Raw genomic sequence first — 25,576 nt, 5'->3', positions numbered from 1 at the left:
GCAACACTCGGTTCTCCGTCGTTGAGGATGGGGAGGGTGACACCCGTCGGCTCAAAACTTGCTGCCTGTATCACGAAGGAGCCTAAAAGAAGGCAGCTAAAGACATGATAGTTCATAAAGTTGTCAAGTAACCAGGTTTGGCGTGTTGCCGGCGAGGTGGCCTTTGATGTTATCGACGAGGCCATCGAGCAGCCGTCGTCGTGACTCGATGGAGGCCCAGGCGGTATGCGGGGTGATGAGCAGGTTCGGGATGGTTGGCTCTAACAAAACATGGTCTTTTGCTGGCGGCTCGGTTGTCAGGACATCCAGCCCGGCTCCGGCGATGGTGCCGTTGTTCAATGCATCCGCCAAGTCATGTTCATGCACGAGATCACCACGTCCGGTGTTGATGAGAAAGGCCGAGGGTTTCATCAGACGAAGTGTATCCTTGTTGATCATCTGATAGGTTTCCGGTGTGAGTGGACAGTGCAGTGAGACGGCATCGGCCTGGGCAAAAAATGCCTCTCTTGGAACGCGGGGTATTTCTCCATCGGGTGAAGCTCCTTCACGTGCCAGGGCGATGACATGCATGCCGAGGGCAGTGGCGGCAGTGGCGACCGATTTTCCAATGGTGCCAAGCCCTACGACGCCGAGTGTTTTTCCTGCCAGATCGATCATCGGATAGTCAAGTCGGGTGAAAATAGGGGAGTCGGCCCACTGCGAAGCTTCATGCGTATAACGGTGCATGTTGGTGGCCAGGTTGACCAGCAGCCCGATGGTGTGCTGGGTGACGCCGGCCGTGGAATAGCCCGCGACGTTACACACGGGAATGCCTGCTGAATGCGCAGCTTTGAGATCGATACAATTGGTCCCTGTCGCCGCCACGCAAATCAGTTTGAGCTGGCTCGCCGAGGCGATGGCATCTGCATGGATGACCACTTTGTTTGTGATGGCAATGGTTGCGTCTTTGAGTCTGGCAGCCGTTTCCTCCGCAGCGGTTGTTGGGTGGAGTCTCAGTTTGCCGAATTCCGCAAGCGGGCGGAGGTCGATCCCGCCGAGTGATGAGGCATCAAGGAAGGTGATGTTCTGCATGCAACCACCCTTACTTCATCGTCGGGATATAGGCGAGCAGATCTTCGATGGTGGCACCAAACATACTGGAAATGTGTCCTGTTTGCCGTCAATGGACCTGGTATTCGTTTGGATGAGCGGGAATGAATCCTCCACACGGCGGGCCTCAAGTTGATTTCTTTGGGTGCAATCGTGCCGAATCCGTGTAGTTATTTCCTTCATCGCACCGCACCATGATTGAAGAACCCCCTACCGAGGCTATCGAACTGCCCGCACGCTGGAAACGACTCGTTGATGCCATCGAAGGCAACGACCTGGATAGCGCCCTGGAGATACTGAATTCCGCGACGGCTGACGACCAGCGACGCATTGTCAGTCAGCTCGGAATCGATGACCGCGAGCGTCTTTGTCGTTTGCTGCCGGTGGGAGAGACGGCGGAATTGATTGAAAACCTAGCGGAGGCGCAAGCGGTTGAGATGCTTGAGGAGATGCAGGCGGATCTGGCGGCGGATGTGCTTGAGGAGCTGCCCGCCGACCTCAGTGGTGACCTGCTGCGGGAACTCGATGTGCGGAGGTCGGAAGCAATTCTGGCGGAAATCGATGATCATGAGGAATCGAAAGAGCTGCGCGAGCGGGCCGGGTATGAATGGAACAGTGCAGGTGGCCTGATGTCGGATCACGTGGTGTCATTTCCAGAAACCGCCACAGTGGCCGATGTGCTTGCCGAGTTGGGTAATAACGCCGAGGAATACTCGGACGATGAAGTGCAGTATTTTTATGTCACCAGCGAAGGTATGCAGCTGACAGGGGTGCTGGCACTGCGCGACTTGGTACTGGGGCGCCGCAGTCGAAGCATTGGAGAACTGATGATCCCCAACCCCGTGGCGACAACGGTTGATACCGGGTTGGAAGAGCTGCAGGATCTTTTTGAGAGTAAAAACTACCTCGCCTTCCCCGTGGTGGATGATACCGGCCATCTCAAGGGTATTGTTTCACGAGTCGCGGTCAATGAGGCACTGTCCGAAGTGCAGACCGAGGATTATTTGAAATCGAGCGGTATTGTTGGTGGTGAAGAACTACGGAGCATGCCGCTGAGAGAGCGTTGTGTGAGGCGGCTTGCCTGGCTGGGGCCAAACATTCTACTCAACCTGCTGGCGGCAAGTATCATAGCTAGTTACGAGGACACCTTGCAGGCGGTGATAGCGCTGGCTGTGTTCCTGCCGATGGTCTCCGATATGAGTGGTTGTTCCGGTAACCAGGCGGTCGCGGTCAGTATCCGCGAGTTGACACTGGGTATCATCCAGCCACGCGATTATCTGCGCGTTTTACTCAAGGAGGTTTGGCTGGGGTTGAATAACGGCGTGGTTCTAGGCGTAGTTCTCGGGTCATTGGCGGCGTTCTGGAAGGGGAATGTTTTTCTCGGTCTGGTCATAGGCGGCGCGTTGATGCTGAACACCATCCTCTCCGTGGTCATAGGCGGTCTGGTGCCGCTGTTACTCAAGAAATTCAAGGTGGACCCGGCCCTGGCCTCGGGGCCGATCCTGACCACCTGTACAGACATGAGTGGATTTTTCCTCGTCTTGAGTCTGGCGAATGTAGCGATGACGCGCCTTGGCTAGGTGGTGCAGGTCTATCTTGCCCGATCGCTCAAGAGGGGGGATCGACTGTGGCAGTCTGTGCGTGCATCCTACGGTATTTGTGGCACAGTGGCACCATGAGACTACTCCTACTCCTGTTGATGCCCATGGCCGGGTTTGCGAAAACCGTGGAACTAGGTTTCCCGGATTTGGAGCACCGGATCAAGGTTGAGCTGCCCGATGACTATGATCCTGCGAAAAAATACCCGGCGGTTTTTTATTACCCCGGGACAGATGGACAGCCGGATACGTCGTTGATACGGAACCATGTCGATGGCCGGGAATGGATCGTGGTGGGCATGGCCTATTACCAGCAAGGGAAATTCACCTACACGGCTGAGGCGCTTGCAAAGGAACTGACCCTGCTACGATCGGTGAGGAGGAATCTGGCCGAGAAGCGGGGGCTTGACCAGAAGCGCTGCTACGTCGCAGGTATTTCCAAGGGGGGCTGGATTGCCGATCTGCTACTTCAGGCTGAACCCACTCTGGCAGGTGGTGCGATTCTCTGCGCAGGGCATTTGTACCGCGCAAACAACAGCGGTCGTGGTTCATCGGCACGCGGGACCGGCAAACCCGTGTATATCGGAGTCGGGAGACTGGATGACAACTATCCTTTCAGTCTGAGGGCCCTGCTTTACCATAGGTCGACAGGTGCCCAACCAACCTTCGAGACCTGGCAGGGAATTGCCCATGTCTTTCCCAAGGAGGGGTCGACGGCGCTCCAGCAGTGGTTTGCCATGCGTGTTCATCCTGCAGACAAGTTGCGAGCTGTCGCTGAAAAGGAGATGCGGGGGGAACTGGCCGAGGCGGAGAAACTGGATGCCTACGCCAAGTGGATGAGGCTGAAGCAACTCAAGGAGTATCCCTATAGTTATTTGTTAGGCGATGTGTGGATTGAATCATTGATCGGGAAAACGGCGGCACTTGAGGCGAATGATCCGATCAAGACCGAAGCAGCATTTTTCAGCTGGCATCGGAAGCTTCTCTTTCAAGAGCTCAACGAGAAGACGGTTTTGGGGATGGCGAAAATCAATCTAGCCTATCAGAACCTGATCCTAAAGGCGCCCCATGCCCGGCAAGCCGTGTTGGCTCGTCATGATCACAAGAGGACCCAGCAACTTTACCATCAGTATAAGGAGCAGGACGCCTTGGCGAAGGAGAAGAAGGGCAACAAGGACCCCTTTGCTCCGGTTGAACCCAAGCTGCCTGAAAACAAACGCCGTATTCCTGGCAATCCGTTGATCAGGTGATGGCGCAGCGGTCTACTCCGGACGGAGTTTTTTCTCAAGTTGCTTGGGAGAGATCCCATAGAACTTTTTGATATCGGTACAGAAATGGCTGTAGTAGAGGTAGCCGAGTTTCTCGCTGATCTCGTGTAGGTTGACCTTCTCGGTAATCATCCTTTTGGCGAGCAAGGCGCGGTGATTGCAGAACAGGTCCTTGGGTTTGAGCCCAATGGCAGCCTCAACGTGACGTTGTAGCTGGATCACCGTGAAACCGAGCTCCGCCGCCACTTTCTTGACATTGAAATTGTTCTGCTCGGCAAGCTGGAGGAGGTCGACCCCCGACTTGTCAAAAATGCGGTCGCCCTGGCGGTAAAAGGGTGTTGGTGTGGCTGGTCTGCTCATAGCTGGTTGGGCTGGTAGTGGCATGAATGGACTTTCTAGGATAAAGCAGGGGCAACTTTACCGCCGCAAACTACCCCACGAACTTGCCGTTGGCACGTTTTTTTTTGATGTTAGGTTAATTTTTCTGTAATTCTCACCTTTTTTATGCGATATGTCACCTAATTCGAACATGATTTTCTAGTCAGTGTGTAGTCGTGGTATTATTTTTAATATGCGGCGATGGCTTGGGTTGTGTTTGTTTTCCCCTCATCAGTATGTCAAAGACAACAACGGTTCCCACAAATAACAGTGTCAAATTCGAGAACAGCCAGGGTTTTGGCCTGAGTGCCAACATTCTCAGGATGCGTCGTTACACGATCTCTTTTGAGATATACAACCCGTATAGCAGCGTTCAGCTCTCCGAGGTGCTGAAGGAATTCAGAATCAGGCTGAATGGTCGCCTGATCTACGAGGGCGAGGCGGTGGTCTCGAATATCGTCAATACGGGCGTGCTGCTCGTCTGTGAAGCCACTCTTGGCAACGGCTGGAAAGAAGTTGATTTTCTTGCCAGCCCGGATGGTAAGGGGAACCTGGTGACGCAGTTCGAGGGGTTTGTTGACGACTGGAAACGGGCCCATCACGTGTCGTCGGATTTCAAGCTGAATGTGGCCGACATGCAGAACCTGATGATCGGGATGAAGCGCTGGCTTGAACAAATCGATCTGGGGATACGGTCCAAGGATACCCAGGACAAACTAGGTCTTGAACGGCAGGTCATCTCGGAAATCGAGGGGCGTATGGTGGAGGAACTCAATCCCTTGATGGGGAGCTTTGAGGCGTCTACGCGTGGTGTGGCCGTCACCGACCAGCCGGCGCACAAGTTTTATGTCAGAAGGCAAATGCATCCATTGATGTTGTGTTCTCCCTTCGCCTACCGGGCGTTCACCAAACCTCTCGGTTATGCGGGGGATTACGAAATGGTGAATATGATGCTTCGGGACCCGTATGAGGGCAGCTCGCTTTTTGCCAAGATGCTGAACAAGGTGTTTTTGAGTATCGATCCTGTGCAAGCGCACCGGAACCGGATTGAATATCTGGTGCAAACGATCAAGGGGGAGGCGGAGAGGGTTGTTGGAAATGGTCGCAGGCTGAAGGTGCTTAACCTTGGCTGCGGCCCGGCCCAGGAATTACAGCGGTTGATCCAGAACGAGGAAATCAGTGACCAATGTGATTTCACCTTGCTGGACTTCAACCGTGAGACCCTCGATTACACGGAAGGCTTGTTGTCTGATATCAAGTTGAAAATGGGACGGAACTGCGAACTCAAGATGATCGAGCGTTCGGTCCACCAGCTGCTCAAGCAGGCGAGCCGGGGGGACGTCGATATGGAGTGGGAATCCTACGATATGGTCTACTGCGCGGGTCTATTTGACTACCTGTCGCAGAAGGTGTGTAAAAAACTTGTCGAACTTTTCACCAAGCTGCTTCGTCCACATGGCCTGGTGATCGCCACCAATGTCGCATCGACCAACCCACGCATCGGCTGGATGGAATACGTCGTGGAGTGGAACCTTGTCTACCGGAACGACTGGGAAATGCTTGATCTCATACCGCTGGATGGAACTGTTTTACAGACAGACCTGAAAAGGGACCCCACTGGTGTCAATCTGTTTTTGGAAATACGCAAGGTGCCGATGGAGCCGTTTATCACTCCTGCGGGGATAGCTAGTCAGATTATGTAATGACGAGATCTACGCAGAGCTTAAGAGAGCTCTTCAGGGCGTCTGAGGAGCAATCAAAAAAGCTGAATTGCCAGCAGGCGGCTGTATTTGGTGCCGTTTTCATGCTCGTCGGTGTGACCTTGGATATGGTCGTTTATCCCGATATGGTGAGGGATATTTTTTTTAACCGCCTTATCACTGCGGTGCTGCTTGTGGTTCTTGGTTTTCTTGTTAGGATTGTTGCCAGTGTTATCCTGACCCGACTGGTCATCCACACGATCGCCATCTTGCCTTTGGCATCGATTTCCTACATGATCTACCAGACCGAGGGGGCACTGTCTCCATACTACGGTGGTCTTAATCTGGTGTTGGTGGGTGCCACATTACTATTACGGTGGAGTACCTTTGACAGCGCGATCAACGTGGCGCTGTGCTTGCTGACTTATGCATGGGCATTGTTTTCGTACGGCAGTGATTGGGGGGATGCCTTTATTCCGAGTTACTTTATTTTTGTAACGGGGGCAATCGCGAGCACCGGAACTTATTTCTACAATCAAGGTCGCTTCCGTGAGTTTTGCCTGACGAGGGAGGTGGCTGATGCCAACGAAAAACTGGAGAACACCAATCAGCAGCTGCGGGCGATGGATGAAACAAAATCACGGTTTTTTGCCAATCTCAGCCATGAGTTGAGAACTCCTTTGACCTTGATTCTAGGTCCTACGGAGAACCTGCGGGCGAGTAAAAAAATCCATGGCGACCCGATTCTGGAAGAACATCTGGATACGATTGAGGACAACGGCTACCGCTTGCTCCGCTTGATCAACGATATTCTGGACTTGGTGAAACTAGACAGCGGGGAGTCGCCACCACGGCCTGAGTCGGTCCAGGTGGACGATTTCATCAGCGGGCTGACATCCAACCTGAAACCGATCGCCGAGCTAAAGGGGATTAATATTTCCTGCCACTGCAATGCCGTCGACCGGAAAACAGTGTGGCTTGACCGTGATCGACTTGAAAAAATCATCCTGAACCTCGCTGTGAACGCCGTAAAATTCACGGCCAAGGGGGGGGCAATTGCCTTGTCTGCCGATATTCTTGAGGATGACCTGGTGCTTTCCGTAGCCGATACCGGTGAAGGCATGAGCGAGGAGGATGTCGCCAATGTTTTTGTGCGGTTTTGGCAGGCTGACATGTCGGCCAGACGTAAACACCGTGGGGCAGGTATCGGCTTGTCCCTGGTAAAGAGCCTAACCGAAAGCATGGGGGGGGATGTTCAGGTCGAATCCCAGTTGGGGAAGGGGACTACATTCACTGTGCGGATTCCAGCACCCGAGCCACCTGAGGGAGCTGATGAGCCCGGGATAGAGGCGCGCACCGCGGATGTGTTGGAGAAGTTTAATGAGCAGGCCCGGATCAGAACCGACCACAAAGTGGCCAGAGACACGGTAGAAAATGATCTGGCTGATACCGGGCCGGATACACTGGCTACCGGTGATGGCTCCCGGAGGAAAAAGAAACGTGTCCTCGTTGCGGATGACGAGGAGGCGATGAGGAAGTTCATCGTACGCCAGTTGGTTGATTATGAGCTGGTGCAAGCGAGTGACGGCACGGAGGCATGGGAGCTGGCATTGTCGACCAGGCCGGATCTCATTATTTTGGATCTGATGATGCCTGGGATGGACGGGATAGAAGTGACCCGGAGAATCCGGGAAAGCGATGAGCTGGCGCGTGTCCCCATCATCCTGATTACTGCCCAGGCCAGTGAGTCTCCTCGACTGGAGGCCCTCGAGGCGGGGGTCAACGACTTTATATCGAAACCCTTTTCGACCGTGGAACTGAGTGTGAGGGCTAAAAGCCTGCTCGACAGCAGTGAGTTTGAGGTGCAACTCGCCGAGAACCATGTGCAGTTGGAATTGGCCTATGGCCAGCTCAAGGAGCAGGAGAGCCTCTTGGTCCAGACAGAGAAGCTGTCATCGCTCGGGCGCATGAGCGCAGGCATTGTACACGAGGTGAACAACCCCCTTAATTACACCAAAACAGCGCTCCATGCCCTGAAAACATTCAAAGAGGGGCTTCCCGAGGATGAACGGGAGGATTTCCTGGATGTCTTGGAGGATGCCCAGGAAGGGGTTCAGCGCGTAATCGGAATTGTCAGCGATCTGAGATCATTTACCCGCGGGGATGCCGCCTTGATGAGGGAGCAAAACCTATCGGAAATCGTCGAAAGCGCAAGGAGGCTGACCAGTTCAGCGTTATCGGGTATTGAATTTGCCGCCGAGATCGATCCCGCTCTGGAAGTCGAGGGGAATGAGGGCCAGCTATGCCAACTCTTTGTCAACTTACTCCAGAACGCGGCCCGGGCAATCGAAGTGAAACGTGCGGATTACGGCCCGTTTGACGGGAAAATCAGCCTTCGGGCAAGTGTGGATGCTGACGGTGGTGTGTTGGTGACCCTGCGCGACAACGGTTGTGGTATCAAGGAAGAGGACATCGACCGGATTTATGAGCCGTTTTTCACCAAAAACGATGTAGGTGAAGGCATGGGGCTGGGGTTGAGCATTTGCCACCGAATTCTCAAACAACACAAAGCGACGATCAACCTGGAATCAGAAGTAGGTAAATTTACTGAGTTCACGATACGTTTCAACTATTAGCAGGCGTGGTTGATTACTTAATAAAAGTTAGATTTAAATATTCTTGATCTATTTGAAAAAATTGAATATATGCGTTGAGGCAGTATAAAACTATGAGTGAGCCATCCTACGACGATCATGTGGTTCTTTTTGTCGACGACGAGGAGAAAACCCGTAAATATTTTTCCCGCTTGTTCGGTGAAAAGTTCAAAATCTTGCTTGCTGAGGACGGCGTGCAGGCTTTGGAGGTGTTCAAGACGAACATGGATGATATCGCGGTGGTCATTACCGACCAGCGCATGCCCAATATGACAGGCTCCCAGCTGCTTGAGAAGGTCACCGAGCTGAAACCGTCTTGTATCCGTATTCTATCGACCGCATATTCGGATATCGATGCTGCGATCGATGCTGTGAACAAGGGGGGTATGTATCAGTATATCACCAAACCGTGGGAGGTGAACGATCTCGAGGTCGTCCTGATGCGGGCCATCGAGCTGTATTCGGTTCAAAGGGAACGTGATTCCCTGCTCCGTCAGAAGTTGTCGAGTGTGGAAATGCTGGCATCATCTGACCGGGTTTTATCGATTGCGACCCTTGCCGTGTTCCAGCACGAGGGTCTTCGCAATGTCGGCGAGGCGTTGAAGATTCTTGTCGAACTGGCTGAAACCGGCATCGATGATGGCGAGGAAGAATCGGCAATCGATCCCACACTCAACTGGCGGGAGTTGTATCGCAGGCATCTTGTGTTCCTCCGTTCAATCCGTGAGGGGCTAACAGAGGACAAGCTGCGCGGGGCAGAGCTCGACTACAGCCAGAGTGTCGCTGTATCGGATGTCTTGAATCCGGTCACGGAGCAATTGGGATGTTTCCAATGGATAGGCGATGAAAAATCAAATACCGGCTGGCCGGGTTCCCTGGCTGTGATGCAGGCTGAGGTAAGACCTCTGATGGAGGCTCTGGCAACCGTGATGCGTGATGCCGGGATCGTGCTTATATCGGAAACCCAGGGTGGTATTGAGTTTAAACTCTCTTCACGTCTGCTCGCGAAAAACCTGGAGCCATTCCGCACGGCGACCAAGGATGCGCCGTCTGATGCGTGTATTGCTCTGGCGGGTGCCATTTTCCGCTTGGCTCATGCGGGTGCGATCTTTGAGGTGTTGCCTGAAAGCCGCAGGGACATGATCCGTCTGAAAGCTCTTTTTGATCTGCAAAAACGCGTGGATACCGTGGAAAGTGGTTGGGACTCGTTGGTTGGCTCGCTAGCGGGTAATGACGTCTTCTGGTCGCGTTACGGAGCCTGATTCCACTCTATCGTAAAAAACCACTATGTTATTTGAGCAAGATCCAATACGTCCCTGGTTTGAGGCATTGGAATCCATGGGCGAATATATTGGTATCCGCTTTGGTAAAGTGGATGAGGATGCCGGCGCTGTGGAGTGGCTTGATTTGCCGCATACCCAGTACGACGGTATCGGTGGCTTCGCAAAAATCCTGCGGGAGCGCGGGGCTGAAATCGAGAGCTTGCCCCGGATCCCCCACTCTGTATCGGAATCCTGGTGGCCATTTGTAAAAAGCATCCCCGCGATTTTGGGCCCACGTAAAAGACTTACCATCCTTACGGGGTCGGCTGCAAAGGACGAGAAACACTTCGATATGCCGCCCGAGGCACTGGCATGGCATGTATTTAGTGAGGAGGAAACGGCATTGATCCGTAAAGCCGGGCGCGTTCTCCAGATTAGCATCAACTCCTTGTTGATGCGCCACCTCGACCGTGCGATTCGTCAAAGCCTTGAGGACCCTTCTGCACTTGCCACGTGGATGATTCCAGTGAACCTGCGTGGGAAAATCACACGGGAAGAGGATACCTCCAATCATTCAAGCTTTGTTGCGGTGAATCTATCAGCCTCGGAGACACCTCTGGATGTGCATCAACAAATCTATAGACGACTCAAGGGAGGAGAGCATTGGGCAAACTGGAAAGCGTATAAACTAGGGAAGTTTTTATCGCCGGGGGTCAAAGAGCAAACGATCAAAAATGACCGTGGTACGTCCCGGTGGAACATTGGAGGTTTTTCTAATTTGGGGATATGGGACAGGCACAAGGAATTCACCAGTCAGGGCTGCCAGGGACCCTGGGTTTTTGCGCCGCCGGTCATTGAGGGCATACGCATCGGTGCCGGCTGTGTTACCTATCAGAACCGATTAAGTTTAATGATCCAGGCTCATCCGGCGCTCACCACAGATGCTGCGATTACCGAGGCGTGGATGAAAGAGTGGGTGGCGCAGATTCAAATTGATATGGCAACGCCCCGACCTGATTAACCTTTGATCCAATCACCTCAGCAACACACACAATGATAAAAAAACGCACATACTATACTGGAATGTTACTCCTGGCATTGTCCCAGGGTAACAGCTTTGCCGTGGGATTCCGACTACCGAACCAAGACCCTGATGCCATTGCCCGTGGTAATGCATTTGTTGCGACGGCGGATAACCCGTCTGCGGTGTATTATAACCCGGCTGGAATTACGCAGTTAGACGGTTACCTTCTGAGGGTGGGCTTGTATAACATTTCCACAGGGGTTGATTTTACCGCGGCCGACGGTCGCACGGCTCGGGCTGATTCCTCGTTCCAGACGATCCCCCAGATTTATTATACAGCGTCACCTGAAGACTCGAACTGGTCCTATGGCCTGGGCGTGTATGCCCCGTATGGCCTGGGGGTTGATTACGGGCAGGACACTCCATTTTCAACCGTGGCGGTGGAAGGCAGCCTGGCTTATCTCACAGTGAACCCGGTCGTGGCCTATCAGGTCAATCCATGTTTGTCGGTGGCTGCAGGACTGACACTGAATTATTCCGACATCGGTATCCAGAAAAACATCACAGGTGTCGGGAACAGGTTTGAGTTTGAGGGGGACGCCTATGCCGTGGGCTTCAACCTGGGGGTGATGTGGCAGCCTCACAGCCAATGGTCATTCGGCCTGAGTTACCGGTCGGAAACGGAAATGGATTACGAGGGCAGCTCCGAGGTCCGCGGGTTTTTTCCCATGACGGTTAGGTCGGATACTTCAGCCTCACTCACCTTTCCGCAGCATATTGATGCCGGTGTCTCTTACCGTCCGAATTCACGGTGGAATATTGAATTCAACGTCGATTGGACAGACTGGGATGCGGTGAATGCCTCCGTGTTGAAAACAACTCCTCTGGGCGATCAGGTGTTCCCGTTTCACTATCATTCCAGCTTTATGTATGAACTCGGGGTGACCCGTTATTTAGAGAATGGCTACTATGTGAGCGCCGGTTATATCTTTAGTGAGAACTCGGTGCCCGACCAGACATTCACCCCCCTGAACCCGGATGCCAATTTGCACCTTGGTAGTATAGGTATCGGCAGAAAAACCGACAAGTTGAGTTGGGCGCTGGCTTATCACTTTGCCTACAATGAAGGCCGGAAGGTAAACGGAAGCGCACGCTCGGTCATCCTGGAGTCATCCGATGGCGAATACGAAGTCTTGAACCATGCGGTGAATTTTTCCATTACCTATGCCTTTTAAAGACCGGCAGCAACGTCTCAACCACGCTGACATCCGCTGAGCTGGTCGGCGCGGTTCGAGTATCAGATTCCGAAGGCTGCAATCATGCCTGATTTGCTTATTGCCACGCTGCGCCCGTCCGTATCATATCGCCGCATGGCAAACACTGCAATGAAGCGTTTACGAAGACTCGGGGTGCTGGTCCCTGTTTTTTCGTTACGGCGCGACGATGACCTCGGCGTTGGGGATACCCGCGCGCTCAGACTAATGGTCGATTGGGCTGCGGATCACCGGGTCGGATTTCTACAACTCCTGCCCATCAACGAGACAGGGGGCGATAACAGTCCCTACAATGCCATCAGCTCGATAGCCCTAGACCCCCTCCTGCTTGATTTGGAGGCCATCCCCGAAATCGGCCTCAATGCCATCAGGTCGGCTGCGAGGGAATTTGGTGTTGCTGACTCTAACGAGGATTTGGTCGATTACGAAAAGTCGAACAAGGCGAAGTGGAGTTTGCTTGAGACGGGCTTTGATGACTTTTGGAAATTGGACTCCAAAAACCCGGCCTTTGAAGCATTCCGAGCGGCTGAATCCGAGTGGTTGGTGCCCTACTGCAAATACCGTTGGTTGATGGAACAGGCGGGGACCGAGGCGTGGGAAACCTGGCCGGATACATACAATACACCCGGCAAGGCGGAAGCCTATCTGGCGGGCTGTCCTACCGATGAATTGGAGCGCAACCTTGCCTTTTATGCATGGGTGCAGTGGCATGCATTCAGCCAATGGCGCGAGCTGCGCCAATATGCGGAAAAGCATGATGTCAAATTGATGGGGGACATCCCGATCGGTATTTCCTACTGCAGCGCGGATGTGTTTTTCGAACCCCAGTGGTTTGACCTGAGCCTCTCTGGCGGCTCGCCACCGGAGACCGTCTTCAAGGATGATGCCTTTGCCTGTCAGTGGGGGCAAAACTGGGGGATTCCGATTTACCGCTGGGACGAGTTGGAAAAACACAACTACTCGTGGTGGCGGCGCCGTATCGAAAAACTGACGGACGTTTTCCACATTTTCCGCATCGACCACATCCTGGGGTTCTATCGGATTTTCAGTTTTCCATGGAGACCCCAGCGGAACGGAGAATTTATTGGCCTGACTGAAAAAGCAGCCAGGAAAATCACAGGCGGCCCGCTACCTGGTTTCCATCCACGCCCCGATGATACCGAAAAAAACAAAGCGGCGAACCTCGCGGATGGAGACAAGTATCTCAAGGTGGTCCTCGAAGCTGCGGGTGACGGTGAAGTGGTCGGTGAGGACCTGGGCTGCGTGCCCGACTATGTAAGGCCTCATTTGGAGAAGCTGGGTATTGCCGGATTCAAAATCTGCCATTGGGAAACCAGAGGTGATGGTGAGACCGTTCCAGGCAGTGAGTATCCGGAATGTGCGTTTGCTACCTATGCCACCCATGACCACGATTCGATACCCGCGCTGTGGGATGGTCTTAAAAAACTGTTAGGCGGTATGGAGCACGAGGGTGCCCTGCAGGGGTTGAAGCTGCTTAGCGACTTCGCGGGCTTGCCGAAGGGGGATACGGCAGACAGCTATTCCGACTACAATTCGGTCGTCAAGTGGGCGCTATTCGACAGGCTTGTCAAGTCGAACGCCAACTACGCCGCAGTGATGATCACGGATCTGATCGACAGTAAAAAAAGGATCAATATTCCCGGCACTGTAGGGGGTGAAAACTGGCGCTATCGTTTGCCATGGAAGCTGGAGCATATGCCTGCATCTGTCGTGGAGGAATGTAATCGACTGAAGGAGTTAATCCGCATCGGCAAGCGGGGATAGCTTGAGCCTCAAAACCAATTTTTATCTGTGCCCATCTGAGTTCCATCTCTTCATCGGTGTTGGTATTTTAGAACACAGATGGCAGATGACCACAGATAGGGATATCCGCTCATGCAGATGGAGTTAGATTCAGGGCGTGCTCAAGAATGACGTGGGCGAGGTGGTGCTTGGAATCCTTGTCTGGCTCCTCGGTGTGGTCCGGGAAGACGAGTATGACTTCGTTATCGTTGACATCAAAACCGATGTCCTTGCGTGAGACATCGTTCGCCACCACCATGTCACAGCCTTTTCGTTCCAGCTTGCCACGGGCGTTTTCTACAACGTCCTCCGTTTCCGCTGCAAAGCCAACCAGCACACCTCGATACCCGAACTTGCTTCTTGCTGAGCCAAGAATGTCAGGGTTTTTAATGAGCTCGAGAGTCATGGTCTCCCCGGTTTTCTTGATCTTGTGATCGGGCACGACCGCTGGTCGATAGTCCGCTACCGCTGCCGCGAAAATGGCAACATCGGCTTGATGGATCCAATGTTCGACGGCCTGGTACATTTCCCGGCAGCTTTCCACGGGGATGTAATCGACCCGGTCAGGCACATCGAGGTTTGTCGGTCCGGAGATGAGGATCACACGGTGCCCTGACCCGGCGGCGGCCTCAGCGAGGGCATAACCCATTTTTCCCGATGACTTGTTGCTCAGGAAGCGCACGGGGTCAATGGACTCACGGGTGGGGCCGGCTGTGATCAGGAGGGTCATTTTCAAATGGATAATTGAATCATTGGATGAATGAAGTAATGGCTACTTATTCATCGGCTAACTGCATCATTTCTTCAGCCTTGGCGATGATAGCAGTTTCCTCCATCAGTCTTCCGGGGCCGGAGTAGCCGCAGGCGAGCATTCCCTCTTCCTCGGGGCCGATGAATTGGCAGCCGTCTTTGACGAGCTGCGCGACATTCCGTTGGGTTGCCGGGTGTTGCCACATCTTGCCGTTCATGGCGGGCGCGATGAGCACGGGAGCACGGGTCGCGAGGTAAATACTGGATAGCGGGTCTGGTGCCAGGCCGTTGGCAAAGTTACCGAGTGTGTTGGCGGTGGCCGGGGCGACCAAAAAGAGGTCAGCGCGGTCAGCCAGGTCAATGTGCCCCGGTTTCCATGCTTGCTTCTCATCCTCGAGGGAAACCAGCACGGCATTGCGCGAGATCACCTGCAGGGTGAGTGGGGTGATGAACTCGGTCGCAGATTGTGTCATCACACAGTGGACATCGTGGCCGTTTTTAACAAGTTGCGAAACGATACCTGCCGCTTTATACGCAGCAATGGAACCGGTAATGCCGAGGACGATGGTAGACATGATGTTAGGGGGGTCAGGAGTCAGGAGTCAGGAGTCGGGAGTCGGGAGTCGGGAGTCGGGAGTCGGGAGTCGGGAGGTTTTCAGTCGCTCGGCGATGACGAGTGATTTGAACCTGGGGTAATCCTCCTCATGGGTGCCGGAGAGCAGGCGGTACTTGTATTTTGGCCAGGACTCGATTTCACCCAGCGCATTTTTCATGCGTAGTGCGATGACTTCTTCGGAGTCTGTGCCCCGACCTGTGAGGCGCTTGAGAAGCTCGCCCTCGGTGGGCGGCATGACAAACAGGTCGACGAGAGCGGTTTGGATGGCCTCGTCCGGGCAGTCGCGGACTTGGTCGGCCCCCTGGACATCGATATCCATAACCACATCCGTGCCGGTTGCGATACGGTCCAGGACCTCGGACTTGAGGGTGCCATAAAAATTTCCATGCACCTCAGCGTGCTCGAGAAAGTCACCGGCGGCAATTTTGGCCTGAAACGCTTCGCGTGTTAGAAAATGATAATCGTGGCCATCGCGTTCGCCTTCACGCGCGGCTCGAGTAGTGCATGAGGTCGAGTAGGCGACTTCACCCTCGTTGGCAAGCCGGCGGCACAAGGTGGTCTTTCCTGACCCCGACGGGCCGGAGACTAACAATAAAATGCCGCTGCGTTTGTGTGTGGTGATATCCATCGATCTGGCTTTGGTGTTTGGAATTTAAAACTTGGGGTTTAAGTCCCACGGGTCTTGCCCTTGAGCATGGCTTCGATGAAGGGGTCGAGATTCCCGTCCATGACGGATGAGATATTGCCTGTTTCCTCACCGGTGCGCAAGTCCTTGACCATCTGGTAGGGTTGGAAAACGTAGGAACGGATCTGGCTACCCCAGCCGATTTCTCCTTTGGCGGAGTATTCGCGATCCGCCTCTGCGCGTTGTTTGTCTTCTTCGATCTGATAGAGCTTGGCCCGGAGCAGCGACCATGCGTTTTCCCGGTTGCGAAGCTGGGAACGTTCCTGGGTGGACCGGATAATGATTCCGGTCGGTTTGTGTTTGAGGATGACAGCGGTCTCCACTTTGTTGACGTTTTGGCCACCGGCTCCTCCTGACCGGGCGGTGTTGATTTCCACATCGGACTCAGGAATTTCAATATTGATGTCCTTGGAGATTTCAGGGGAGACATCGATGGCGGAGAAGGAGGTGTGGCGTTTGCCTGCGGCGTCGAATGGAGAGATGCGGACGAGACGATGCACGCCACGCTCGTTTTTCAGATAACCATAGGCGTATGGACCATCGATTTTCAGCGAAGCGCCACGACAACCGGCGCCATCGCCGTCCTGGTAATCAAGGCTGGTCACGGTGAAGCCTTTGTCTTCCGCCCACCTGGTGTACATACGCAGGAGCATTTCCGCCCAGTCACACGCCTCGGTCCCACCGGCACCCGCCTGGATGCTCAGGTAGGCGTTGGAGGCATCGGTAGGTTTGTCCAGAAGCGTGATGAGTTCGAATTTTTCCAGCTCATCCATAATGGATTTGTAGTCGGAGTTTGCCTCCCGGGCGAATTCCATGTCATCGGTTTCCTTGGCAAGCTCGATGACCTCGTCAAGGTTGGCTGCCCGCTCTTCGAGGGCAAGGAAGGGCTTGAGCCGGCCTTTCAGTAGGTTCGCTTCCCCGACAATGCCCTGGGCCTTATCGGGGTCGTCCCAGAAACTGGGAGCGGTCATGATTTGGTCGAACTCGGCAAGCTTTTGATCCAAAGCGGGAACGTCAAAGATACCTCCTGAGTTCGGACAGGCGGCTTTTCAAGGCCCCGGTGTCCAGCGCCAGGAGGTCAGCGATATTGTGGGCACTCATACGTGCGCGAGTGATAGCGGGTACACTCCAAGTTTCAAACCCCAAATAGCAAAAACCCATTTGAGTGGCCAACGGGGCAATTTGTTGTTTTGCATCGGGCTAAAACAATCCATGCTCTGGCCGGCGGCATGGAAAAATCCACAGGCATCATCATCAGGCTTACCAAGCTGACTGAAACCAGTTTGATTGTGCACTGGTGTACGCAGGAACACGGGTTGATCAAGACGGTTGCCAAGGGGGGGCGGCGGGCCAAGGGGCCGTTTGCCGGGAAGCTGGATTTGTTTTTTGAAGCCGAGATCAATTGGGTAAGGAGTCGGAAAAGCGAGTTACACACACTTCGCGAAGTGGCGGTGGTCGATTTCCGGGAACGCTTGCGAAAGAGGTATGCCGATACTGTGGCGGCCTCGTATTTTGCGGAGTTGCTTGCCCATGTGGTGGAGCGGGATCACCCGGTGCCGGAGCTTTACGACCTGTTGCAGCGGGGCTTGGGCTACGTGGGGAGCGAGGGGGCGGACAAGCGGGCTGTGCTGCATTTTGAGCAGGAAATGGCGCGTTTGCTCGGAGTTGCACATGATCGAACCAGTGCCGCGCTGGCGCTTGAACACGCCTATGGCAGCCTGCCTCGTGGACGGTCTGCCTGTATGGATGCTTTCGGGGGGTAGTGGATCACCTGATTTTCGCTGGTCATCCGTTGATGGATGGTGTTTATTGCCGATGAGCCTGGTGCCAGCTGATTCTGATTTCTTCAGTCTACCGCCACCGGTTTGATACACCCCTACTCAGCAGACCAATGGAATCCGGAACAGTCAATTTACTGAATATGCTTCAGGACAGAGTCAAAAAACTCTGCGAAGAGGGCAAATGGGACGAAGCCATGCATGCGGCCAACGCAGCTGTCGATAAGGCGCGCGCAACCTTGGATGATGATGCCAAGAGCATTGAGAAGTTATCGGCGTCGCTGGAGGTAAAGGGGGATTTTCTTCGTCAGTATGGGTATTTGGAGGACTCTCGCAAAGCGTATTTGGAGGCTCTCGAACTTCTCGAAGGCAACCCTGTCTACATAGAGCCGCTGGCACGCATCAGCGCCAGTGTTGCCGTGGTCTATGACTCCGATGGCAACGAAGACGAGGCGATCACCTTCTACAAACGCAGTATTGATTTGTTTGAGCGTATGAGCCCCCCGTCGGTGCTCGACATAGCTGACCTTTGCAATAACCTCGCTTATATCTACAAGAGCAAAGGGGATTTTGATACCGCTGAGAACCTCTACCTCAAGGCACTGCAGATTTGCCACGAGTCGCTGGGGCCTGATGACGAAGAAACGGCGGCGATTTGCAACAACGTCGGAGCACTTTATCAGGCGGCCGGATATTACGAGCAGGCCCGGGAAATGCATATGATGGCCCTGGAGGCCCGGCGAAACACCTTTGGTGAACATCATTTGGAAACTGCCCAGTCACATGCCAACCTGGCATTGGCACTGTGTGAAACCGGTGAAAAGGAATGGGCTAAAAAGCACTTCCAGAATTCACTGAAAATCTATGAGGACAAAGTCAGGGAGGCTCCCATGGATTTCGCTACGGTGTCGGCCAACTTCGCCGAGTTTCTTCGTGATATGGGCGATGAAAAAACAGCGTCCGCCGTTGAGAAACGTGCTGGCAAGAAACTGAAAAAAGTTTAGTCGGGCGCGGTTTGACTGCGGGTCGGAAAACGCGTCCGGAGCAACCACCGTTTGATCAGGTCTTTGTTATGGGTGAGATTTCCAATGACCCGGTAGTTGGAGTCCTTGATCGATGTCGCCTTCAGCTCCGACTCGGCGACCACCCGGTGGAGTTCTCCTCCCGAGTGGATGAATTTAAGACCTTTGGCATTGTTGACCAGGAAACCCACATGACGGTCGAGTCCAATGATGTAGATGCCAGGTTCCCCTTCCCGGATCGACTGCATGAATTGATGGTAATCAGCACCGACTATGATCTGTAACTGGTCGCGCGGAAGAAAGGTGCGCAGGATATTCTGCGACGGCTGCTGGGCGAGTTTGATGCGCTGCACTTTGAATCCGGCGTCACGCATGACGGTGGAAACAAAATAACCGCAGGCCACTTTGCCGTCGCCGGGAGTGGATGCAGTACCATTGTAATCCCAGGGGGTGCCCAACCAGCACATCATTAGCTCAGGCATGGTGATTTCCAGGAAATTCCTGCAGCTATGGAGAACGGCTTCACGCTCAGGATCGGTCCGGGCTTTCCGGTATTGGCGAGCGAGTTTTTCCCGGTGGTAATCGATTTCACCTACCAATACAGCATAGGCTTCCGGGTTGGGGGTGGGAGCGATATCGGATGCGGATTCATTTGCCTCCGACCGTAGCTGGCTGATCTCGTCCCAGTAGAGCCAGACCATAGCTCCCCCTAACAGGAAGAGGATGCTGAAAATGACCGGAATTTGACGCATGGTGATTTGCAGGGCTACGTGATCGCAGCAGCCAATCTGTCAAGTGATGCTTAGTCTGTTAGTTGGCCGCCATGAGCGCTTCAATGTCATCGGCCTCGATGGGGATGTTGGCCATCAGGTCAATGTTGGTGTCCTTGCCGATGACGAAGTTGTTTTCCAAGCGTATGCCCATATTCTCTTCGGGAATATAAATACCTGGCTCGATGGTAAAGACCATCCCTTCTGCAAACTGGGTATTGGCAGGGGAGACATCGTGGACATCGAGGCCAAGGTGGTGGGATGTTCCGTGCATGAAGTATTTTTTCACCAGTGGTTTGCTATCATCTTGTCGTTTGGCTTCTTCCGCATCGATGAGCCCGAGCATGATCAGCTCTTCCTCCACAAACCCGATCGCTTGTTTCTGATAATCCGCGGGAAGCATTCCCGGTCGGAGGATTTCGTTGCATTTCCTGAGCACCCTGAGCACTGAGTCATAGACGGCTCTCTGTCGATCGGTAAACTTGCCATTCACCGGAATGGTTCTGGTCATATCCGAATTCCAGTTGCCGTATTCAGCGGCGACGTCCATCAACAGCAAGTCGCCATCCTGGCAACGTTGATTGTTGTCCAGGTAATGCAATACGCAGGCATTTTTGCCACTACCAATGATCGGGGGGTAGGCGAAGCCTTTGGACTTCCTGCGGATAAACTCATGCAGATATTCGGCTTCAATTTCCCACTCGCCGACACCGGGTTGCACATAGCCAAGGATACGCCGGAAACCTGCTTCTGTAATGTTGCAGGCTTCCTGCATCATCCTGATTTCCACGGGGTCCTTGGTGACCCTGAGCTGATGCATCAGTGGTGCCAGCCGTTCATACTTGTGGAGCGGGTAGGACGCCTGGCACTTCTGCCGGAACCGGGCATCCCTGGACTGCACCGATGTTTCCGCCCGCAGGTGCTCGTTGGTATTGAGAAAAACATGCTCCGCTTGCTGGATCAATCGATGCAATAGGTTGTCGAAATTGTCAGTCCACTGGATGTTAGCCACTCCGGATAGTTCCGTGGCGCGCTCCTTGGTGAGTTTTTCACCCTCCCAAATGGCAATGTGCTCATTGGTTTCACGCAAAAATAGAATCTCCCGGTCCTTGGGATCGAAGGCCGCCGGAAACAATACCAGGATACTTTCCTCCTGGTCGATACCGGACAGGTAGTAAAGGTCGTTGTTTTGTCTGAACGGCATGGTGCCGTCAGCATTGGTTGGCATCACGTCGTTGGAATGCAGAATGGCAATGCTGTCATCCTTGAGTAGCGCTCCTAGACGAGCTCGGTTGCGGACAAATAGTTGTGGGTCGGCAGGATCAAATCTCATGCCTTGGATATCAGCCCACCAAGTCCCAACCTGCAATCACAAACCCTCGAATATCCATGATTAGTAGCAGGTTGGAAGTGCTTGGTCGATGACTTGACCCGGTCTAACCTAATCCCGACCCCAGCCAAGTTTCTGCCGTAGGGTCGAATAGAAATTCCGCCCTTCAAGACGAAGCAGGGGAAGTGCGTGGCCCGCCTGCTCAACCCGCACCCGGTCGCCATGGCAGATTTCAACCATATCCCGGCCATCGACGGTAAACAACATCGGACATTCGGCATCATCGGCTGGTGCCAGTTCCACCGTAGAGCTATCAGACACCACCAGCGAGCGATTGCTCAGGCTATGTGGGCAGATCGGCGTGATCACAAAGACATCGGCTTTAGGCGCAATCAGTGGCCCCCCGGCTGAAAGGGAATACGCCGTCGAGCCCGTGGTGGTCGCAACAATCAACCCGTCAGCGCGGTAGTGGTTGAGCAGTTCTCCGTCGACCCATGCATCGAGTGCGACCAGTCTACCCGTCTGGCCACGGGCAAGCGTGATTTCATTGAGCGCCAGGAAACTTATCTCGCCTCCGTCAGCGGAGGTAATCGTGGCACGCAATTGCATCCGCGGGATCAAGGTGTAGTTTTTTTGGGCAACGGCCTTGGCAAAGATATCGAGTTCGTCATCTGTGCAGGTTGTTAGAAATCCCAGCGTGCCGATGTTGATGCCTGCCACCGGGATGTTGGCCGGGCCGAGCTGGTTGGCGGCGTTGAGCATGGTTCCGTCTCCTCCTAAAACGGCCACAACGTCACATGTGCTCGCCAGCTCGGCAGCGTCCACGCCTCCGGAGGCCCCGACCAGTGCCGCGGTGCCAATTTCAAGCACAGCGGTGAGCTGCTCTTTTTCCAGTGCCTTGCAGAGATTCCGGATGGTTTTTTTAGCGCCCGGTTTGTTTGGGTTTGCGATGATGCCCACTTTCACGCGGGGATGATAGGGCTTTCTGCCAAAAGATACAGAGCAAATCCAGAAGATCCTTGGAACAAGGAATAAAAGCGGCTTGTTGACTGCAAAAATGGGAGATGCGGCTTGAAATATCTAGGATTATATGATAATCAGGATCTATGAAACACCACCGATTGATCTCCAAGGGTGCCTCGACGGGTTGGTTGGCTTGCGTAGCGACCTGCACGTTGTCGTTAACCTCCTGTGACAAAGTCGGTGATTGGCTCGAACAAGCGAAGGGATTGGTCAGTGATGAAGAGCAGGCCGATGCGGGAAGCCAGGGTGGCACGGGAGTGGAATCGGTCGATGAAAAGGCGGGCAAGGCCGTGATTGCAGAAGAATCGAGGATGGTAATGGTCGAGTTCTACTCGGACACATGACCTCCATGCAAAACTCTCGCTCCCGTGTTGGAGCGATTAGCGAAAAAGAACGGTGAAAAAGTCCGCGTCGTCAAGGTGGATGCAAACGAGCACCGTGACTGGGCGATGAAAGAGGGAATCCGGGGAGTGCCTACTGTGCAGTTTTACCGGGGAGGAATGAAGCTGCATGAGTTTGCCGGGGCTTATCCGGAGAAGGTGATCCAGCAAAAAATCGATCAATACGCGGTGGCGGCCACGCCTTCATCGGGTGGCGACGGGAGTAAGCCGGCCGAGCCCGTGATCAAGCCCATGCCCAAGGACTGGCTGCCTCCCGGGGTGACCCGCCAGTGACCAGGCCCGGATGGGAAGTTTGCCTCCGGCATACGCGTCCTCTTCCCGGCTGCAAGCTTACGTAAGTACACGGTTGACCCCTTGGGGCTATGTGGCTAGCGTCCGCGCCTCTGAAAACCATGAGTGCGGAAGAAAAAAACTACAAGGACACGCTGAGCCTACCCGATACCACTTTCCCCATGCGTGGGGATTTGGTGAAGAGCGAACCCATGCGCCTCGAGCGTTGGAACGAGCAGAAGCTGTACCAGGCTATTCAGAAACGCCGCAAGGAACAAGGTGCCCCACGGTTTGTTCTCCATGATGGGCCACCCTTTGCCAATGGGGATGTCCATATGGGAACCGCCCTGAACAAGGTGCTCAAGGACCTGGTCCTGAAGTCGAAGACCATGGCGGGTTATGAAACCCCCTACATCCCGGGCTGGGACTGCCACGGCCTACCGATCGAATTCAAGGTGATGCAGGATGCCCGCGACGAGGAGCCAGCGGAAATCCGCCGCCGCTGCGAAGAGTTCGCCCGGGGCTGGATCGAGACCCAGAAAGCCTCGTTCAGACGCCTTGGTGTGCTTGGCGACTGGGATAATCCCTACCTCACACTCGACCCCGCCTTCGAGTCCGACATCATCCGCACCTTTGCCACCATGGTGGAAAAAGGCCTCGTCTACCAGTCGCAGAAGCCCGTCCAATGGTCCTACGGTGCCAAGACAGCACTCGCCGAAGCCGAAGTCGAGTACCAGGATAAAAAATCCATCGCCATCTTTGTGAAGTTCGATCTTTCTCCAGCATCGCTGGAAAAATTCACCGCCCACTGCCCACTGCCTACTGCTGATCACTTGAGTTTCGCCATCTGGACGACCACGCCGTGGACCATTCCCGCCAACCTCGGTATCGCCGTGCATGAGCGACTCACCTACGTGGTGGGCCGGTTCACCAGGGAGGAGGCTCCCGATCAAAACATCATCATCGTCCGTGAGTTGCTTGGGGAATTCCAGCAAAAAACCGGTCTGACACTCGCCGAGGAACTCGCCGAGGTCAAGGGGGCCGAACTCGAAGGACTCGAAGCCCTGCACCCGTTCATCGACCGCAAGTCCAAGGTGATCCTCGCTCCTTTTGTGACCACCGAAACAGGAACCGGTGCCGTCCACATCGCACCGGGTCACGGTGCGGACGACTACTCGGTAGGCATGCAATACGGATTGGCCGTGCTGTCACCGGTCGATGACGACGGCAGGTTCACTGAAGAAGTCGGAGTTGCCGAGCTCGTCGGCCTCCACGTCATGGAGAAGAACGAAGCGAACATCGGTGTGCTCAGAATCCTCGCCGCCAAAGGCGCATTGCTTGGGAAAGAGAACTACGCCCACTCATACCCGCACTGCTGGCGTTCTAAAACACCGATCATTTTCCGTGCCGTTGAGCAGTTTTTCATCCGCATCGATGCCCTCCGGGACAAAGCCCTGACCGAGATCGACGCGACCACCTGGCTTCCGGCCTGGGGGCGTAACCGCATCTACGGCACCGTGGAAGCGCGTCCCGATTGGTGTATCTCACGCCAACGCACCTGGGGGGTGCCGCTGCCGGTTTTCTTCGATCAAAATGGCGAAGTGATCCTCGACGCGGCGGTTTCCCGGAAGGTCGCCGATTTGGTGGAACGGGAGGGGACCAACATCTGGTTCGAACTCACCGATGCTGAACTTGCCGCCCGCCTCGGCCTGCCTGAAGGTTGCACAAAATGCCGCGATACACTGGATGTCTGGATCGACTCCGGAAGTTCACACGTCGCGGTGATGGACCGTCACCCGGAGCTGTCACGTCCCGCCGATCTCTATCTCGAAGCCACCGACCAACACCGCGGATGGTTCCAGAGCAGCCTCATGCTGAGTGTGGCTGTTGCCGACAAGGCTCCATACAAATCCGTTATGACCCACGGTTTCGTGGTCGACAAGGATGGGGGCAAGATTTCCAAATCCGCAGCCAAGGCGAAAGGGAAACCCACCGATGCCGCACACTTCTATAACAAGTATGGAGCCGATATCGTGCGCCTCTGGGTCTCGTCCGTCGATTGGCAAACCGAGGTCCCCTTCGGGGAGGATCTGTTCAAGCAGATTGCCGACCCTTACCGTCGTCTACGGAATACTTTCCGTATCCTGTTAGGAAACCTCGATGGCTTTGACCCGGAGCAACACAGTGTTCCATTCGCAGACATGCCGTTGCTGGACCGCTGGATTCTTGAACGTCTTGATGCCGTGATCACCGAGTGCACCCAGGCATACGGGAACTATGAATTCCGCAAGGTGTTTAACAGCATCAATACTTTCTGCGCCAACGACCTGAGTGCCCTGTACGTCGATATCACCAAAGACCGGATGTATTGTGATTCCGTGGACAGTCCGCGCCGGCGCGCCACCCAGACCGCGTTCGCCGAGATCTTCCTCGCCATCACCAAGCTGCTGGCACCCATTCTCGCCTACACGGCGGACGAAGCATGGGAGCATTGCCCGTTTACCGAGGGGAGCGTCCATACCCAGGACTTCCCGCAAGCAGCACACCCCAGCCGCGAAGCGACGGAGGTCATCACGGCATTGCTCAGGATCCGCGACCAGATCCAGCAAAAAGTCGAGGAGCAGGTGCAAGCCAAGGCATTCAACAAAAACAACGAGGCCAAGGTCACCGTGCCCACACCTGAAAACCCGGATCTCCTGGCCCTGCTCAAGGACCGCAGCTTCACGACCGAGTTCTTCATCGTCGCCGACCTCAGCCTCGGCACCGAATATGCAGCCCGGAAGACCGAACACTGCATGTGCCCGCGTTGCCGCCGCTACGAGCCACTCGTTACCGACGTCTGCCAGCGTTGCAGTGAGGTTGTTTAATGAACCAACGATCT

Annotated in this window: 22 protein-coding genes; 13 read left to right on the top strand and 9 right to left on the bottom strand. The window is 54.4% G+C overall.

Annotated features, from left to right (window positions below; all coding sequences use genetic code 11):
- Positions 1–123: 123 nt before the first annotated feature.
- Positions 124–1,071 (bottom strand): D-2-hydroxyacid dehydrogenase, encoded by a 948-nt coding sequence (locus H7A51_07500; GenBank protein ID MCP5536068.1) that lies wholly within the window; start codon positions 1,069–1,071, stop codon positions 124–126.
- Between the two features lie 212 nt (positions 1,072–1,283).
- Here H7A51_07500 and mgtE point away from each other — a divergent pair, with 212 nt between their 5' ends.
- Positions 1,284–2,669 (top strand): magnesium transporter, encoded by a 1,386-nt coding sequence (gene mgtE / locus H7A51_07495; protein MCP5536067.1) that lies wholly within the window; start codon positions 1,284–1,286, stop codon positions 2,667–2,669.
- 95 nt (positions 2,670–2,764) lie between these two features.
- Positions 2,765–3,937 carry a hypothetical protein gene (locus H7A51_07490; GenBank protein MCP5536066.1) on the top strand — a complete coding sequence of 391 codons (1,173 nt, stop codon included), beginning with the start codon at positions 2,765–2,767 and terminating at the stop codon, positions 3,935–3,937.
- A 12-nt stretch (positions 3,938–3,949) separates the two neighbouring features.
- On the opposite strand, the gene H7A51_07485 is transcribed toward H7A51_07490, so the two are convergent.
- Positions 3,950–4,315, bottom strand: a complete 366-nt coding sequence (locus H7A51_07485; protein ID MCP5536065.1) for an AraC family transcriptional regulator — start codon at positions 4,313–4,315, stop codon at positions 3,950–3,952.
- Positions 4,316–4,569: 254 nt separating this feature from the next.
- Between H7A51_07485 and H7A51_07480 the strand changes: the two genes are divergently transcribed.
- From H7A51_07480 to H7A51_07455, 6 genes are all read left to right on the top strand, one after another.
- Entirely contained in the window at positions 4,570–6,036 is a 1,467-nt protein-coding gene (locus H7A51_07480; GenBank protein MCP5536064.1) for a methyltransferase domain-containing protein, read from the top strand.
- Complete coding sequence (locus H7A51_07475; protein MCP5536063.1) at positions 6,036–8,669, top strand: response regulator; 2,634 nt, start codon at positions 6,036–6,038, stop codon at positions 8,667–8,669. The genes H7A51_07480 and H7A51_07475 overlap by 1 nt, the downstream gene beginning before the upstream one ends.
- A 92-nt stretch (positions 8,670–8,761) precedes the next feature.
- Positions 8,762–9,949, top strand: a complete 1,188-nt coding sequence (locus H7A51_07470; GenBank protein MCP5536062.1) for a response regulator — start codon at positions 8,762–8,764, stop codon at positions 9,947–9,949.
- Between the two features lie 25 nt (positions 9,950–9,974).
- A complete protein-coding gene (locus H7A51_07465) occupies positions 9,975–10,970 on the top strand; it encodes a hypothetical protein (protein MCP5536061.1) in 996 nt (331 codons plus the stop codon).
- 32 nt (positions 10,971–11,002) lie between these two features.
- A complete protein-coding gene (locus H7A51_07460) occupies positions 11,003–12,208 on the top strand; it encodes an outer membrane protein transport protein (GenBank protein MCP5536060.1) in 1,206 nt (401 codons plus the stop codon).
- Between the two features lie 150 nt (positions 12,209–12,358).
- A complete protein-coding gene (locus H7A51_07455; GenBank protein ID MCP5536059.1) occupies positions 12,359–14,032 on the top strand; it encodes a 4-alpha-glucanotransferase in 1,674 nt (557 codons plus the stop codon).
- 109 nt (positions 14,033–14,141) lie between these two features.
- Here the strand turns inward: H7A51_07455 and H7A51_07450 are convergent, their stop codons facing one another.
- From H7A51_07450 to prfB, 4 genes are read right to left on the bottom strand one after another with little or no spacing between them, the layout of a single operon-like run.
- Positions 14,142–14,780 (bottom strand): phosphopantothenoylcysteine decarboxylase, encoded by a 639-nt coding sequence (locus tag H7A51_07450; GenBank protein MCP5536058.1) that lies wholly within the window; start codon positions 14,778–14,780, stop codon positions 14,142–14,144.
- 46 nt (positions 14,781–14,826) lie between these two features.
- Positions 14,827–15,375, bottom strand: a complete 549-nt coding sequence (locus H7A51_07445; GenBank protein MCP5536057.1) for a phosphopantothenoylcysteine decarboxylase — start codon at positions 15,373–15,375, stop codon at positions 14,827–14,829.
- A gap of 27 nt (positions 15,376–15,402) precedes the next feature.
- On the bottom strand, positions 15,403–16,044 hold the full coding sequence (gene gmk, locus H7A51_07440) for a guanylate kinase (protein ID MCP5536056.1): 642 nt from the start codon (positions 16,042–16,044) through the stop codon (positions 15,403–15,405).
- Positions 16,045–16,082: 38 nt separating this feature from the next.
- The gene (gene prfB, locus H7A51_07435) at positions 16,083–17,123 is read right to left on the bottom strand and encodes a peptide chain release factor 2 (protein MCP5536055.1); all 1,041 of its coding nucleotides are present in this window, start codon (positions 17,121–17,123) and stop codon (positions 16,083–16,085) included.
- A 207-nt stretch (positions 17,124–17,330) separates the two neighbouring features.
- On the opposite strand from prfB, the gene recO reads away from it, so the two are divergent.
- Entirely contained in the window at positions 17,331–17,864 is a 534-nt protein-coding gene (gene recO, locus H7A51_07430) for a DNA repair protein RecO (GenBank protein ID MCP5536054.1), read from the top strand.
- A gap of 128 nt (positions 17,865–17,992) precedes the next feature.
- Entirely contained in the window at positions 17,993–18,883 is an 891-nt protein-coding gene (locus tag H7A51_07425) for a tetratricopeptide repeat protein (protein ID MCP5536053.1), read from the top strand.
- Here H7A51_07425 and H7A51_07420 read toward each other — a convergent pair.
- The 3 genes from H7A51_07420 to H7A51_07410 form a co-directional block, all read right to left on the bottom strand.
- Complete coding sequence (locus H7A51_07420) at positions 18,880–19,653, bottom strand: hypothetical protein (protein ID MCP5536052.1); 774 nt, start codon at positions 19,651–19,653, stop codon at positions 18,880–18,882. The genes H7A51_07425 and H7A51_07420 overlap by 4 nt on opposite strands.
- A gap of 58 nt (positions 19,654–19,711) precedes the next feature.
- Positions 19,712–21,004, bottom strand: a complete 1,293-nt coding sequence (locus H7A51_07415; GenBank protein ID MCP5536051.1) for an aminopeptidase P N-terminal domain-containing protein — start codon at positions 21,002–21,004, stop codon at positions 19,712–19,714.
- Between the two features lie 108 nt (positions 21,005–21,112).
- Positions 21,113–21,967, bottom strand: a complete 855-nt coding sequence (locus H7A51_07410; protein ID MCP5536050.1) for an NAD(+)/NADH kinase — start codon at positions 21,965–21,967, stop codon at positions 21,113–21,115.
- 140 nt (positions 21,968–22,107) lie between these two features.
- Between H7A51_07410 and H7A51_07405 the strand changes: the two genes are divergently transcribed.
- The 3 genes from H7A51_07405 to ileS all read left to right on the top strand — a co-directional run bounded on the left by H7A51_07405 (position 22,108) and on the right by ileS (position 25,562).
- On the top strand, positions 22,108–22,368 hold the full coding sequence (locus H7A51_07405; protein MCP5536049.1) for a hypothetical protein: 261 nt from the start codon (positions 22,108–22,110) through the stop codon (positions 22,366–22,368).
- A 24-nt stretch (positions 22,369–22,392) separates the two neighbouring features.
- Positions 22,393–22,698: a thioredoxin family protein gene (locus tag H7A51_07400; GenBank protein MCP5536048.1), complete on the top strand. Its 306-nt coding sequence runs from the start codon at positions 22,393–22,395 to the stop codon at positions 22,696–22,698.
- Positions 22,699–22,817: 119 nt separating this feature from the next.
- Positions 22,818–25,562, top strand: a complete 2,745-nt coding sequence (ileS, locus tag H7A51_07395; protein ID MCP5536047.1) for an isoleucine--tRNA ligase — start codon at positions 22,818–22,820, stop codon at positions 25,560–25,562.
- Positions 25,563–25,576 lie beyond the last annotated feature (14 nt).

Source organism: Akkermansiaceae bacterium, from assembly GCA_024233115.1.
Taxonomy (GTDB): Bacteria; Verrucomicrobiota; Verrucomicrobiia; order Verrucomicrobiales; family Akkermansiaceae; genus Oceaniferula.
The sequence above is the reverse complement of the archived record's forward strand: the minus strand, read 5'-3'. Positions and strand labels throughout refer to the sequence as shown.

Bases quoted from the DNA above. Each gene is read 5' to 3' on its own strand.
- H7A51_07405 (MCP5536049.1), top strand. From the start codon at position 22,108: ATGAAACACCACCGATTGATCTCCAAGGGTGCCTCGACGGGTTGGTTG.
- H7A51_07490 (MCP5536066.1), top strand. From the start codon at position 2,765: ATGAGACTACTCCTACTCCTGTTGATGCCCATGGCCGGGTTTGCGAAA.
- H7A51_07475 (MCP5536063.1), top strand. From the start codon at position 6,036: ATGACGAGATCTACGCAGAGCTTAAGAGAGCTCTTCAGGGCGTCTGAG.
- H7A51_07465 (MCP5536061.1), top strand. From the start codon at position 9,975: ATGTTATTTGAGCAAGATCCAATACGTCCCTGGTTTGAGGCATTGGAA.
- H7A51_07500 (MCP5536068.1), bottom strand. From the start codon at position 1,071: ATGCAGAACATCACCTTCCTTGATGCCTCATCACTCGGCGGGATCGAC.
- ileS (MCP5536047.1), top strand. From the start codon at position 22,818: ATGAGTGCGGAAGAAAAAAACTACAAGGACACGCTGAGCCTACCCGAT.
- gmk (MCP5536056.1), bottom strand. From the start codon at position 16,044: ATGGATATCACCACACACAAACGCAGCGGCATTTTATTGTTAGTCTCC.
- H7A51_07485 (MCP5536065.1), bottom strand. From the start codon at position 4,315: ATGAGCAGACCAGCCACACCAACACCCTTTTACCGCCAGGGCGACCGC.
- H7A51_07445 (MCP5536057.1), bottom strand. From the start codon at position 15,375: ATGTCTACCATCGTCCTCGGCATTACCGGTTCCATTGCTGCGTATAAA.
- recO (MCP5536054.1), top strand. From the start codon at position 17,331: ATGGAAAAATCCACAGGCATCATCATCAGGCTTACCAAGCTGACTGAA.
- H7A51_07480 (MCP5536064.1), top strand. From the start codon at position 4,570: ATGTCAAAGACAACAACGGTTCCCACAAATAACAGTGTCAAATTCGAG.
- H7A51_07470 (MCP5536062.1), top strand. From the start codon at position 8,762: ATGAGTGAGCCATCCTACGACGATCATGTGGTTCTTTTTGTCGACGAC.
- H7A51_07420 (MCP5536052.1), bottom strand. From the start codon at position 19,653: ATGCGTCAAATTCCGGTCATTTTCAGCATCCTCTTCCTGTTAGGGGGA.
- mgtE (MCP5536067.1), top strand. From the start codon at position 1,284: ATGATTGAAGAACCCCCTACCGAGGCTATCGAACTGCCCGCACGCTGG.
- H7A51_07460 (MCP5536060.1), top strand. From the start codon at position 11,003: ATGATAAAAAAACGCACATACTATACTGGAATGTTACTCCTGGCATTG.
- H7A51_07415 (MCP5536051.1), bottom strand. From the start codon at position 21,004: ATGAGATTTGATCCTGCCGACCCACAACTATTTGTCCGCAACCGAGCT.
- H7A51_07425 (MCP5536053.1), top strand. From the start codon at position 17,993: ATGGAATCCGGAACAGTCAATTTACTGAATATGCTTCAGGACAGAGTC.
- H7A51_07455 (MCP5536059.1), top strand. From the start codon at position 12,359: ATGAAGCGTTTACGAAGACTCGGGGTGCTGGTCCCTGTTTTTTCGTTA.
- H7A51_07450 (MCP5536058.1), bottom strand. From the start codon at position 14,780: ATGACCCTCCTGATCACAGCCGGCCCCACCCGTGAGTCCATTGACCCC.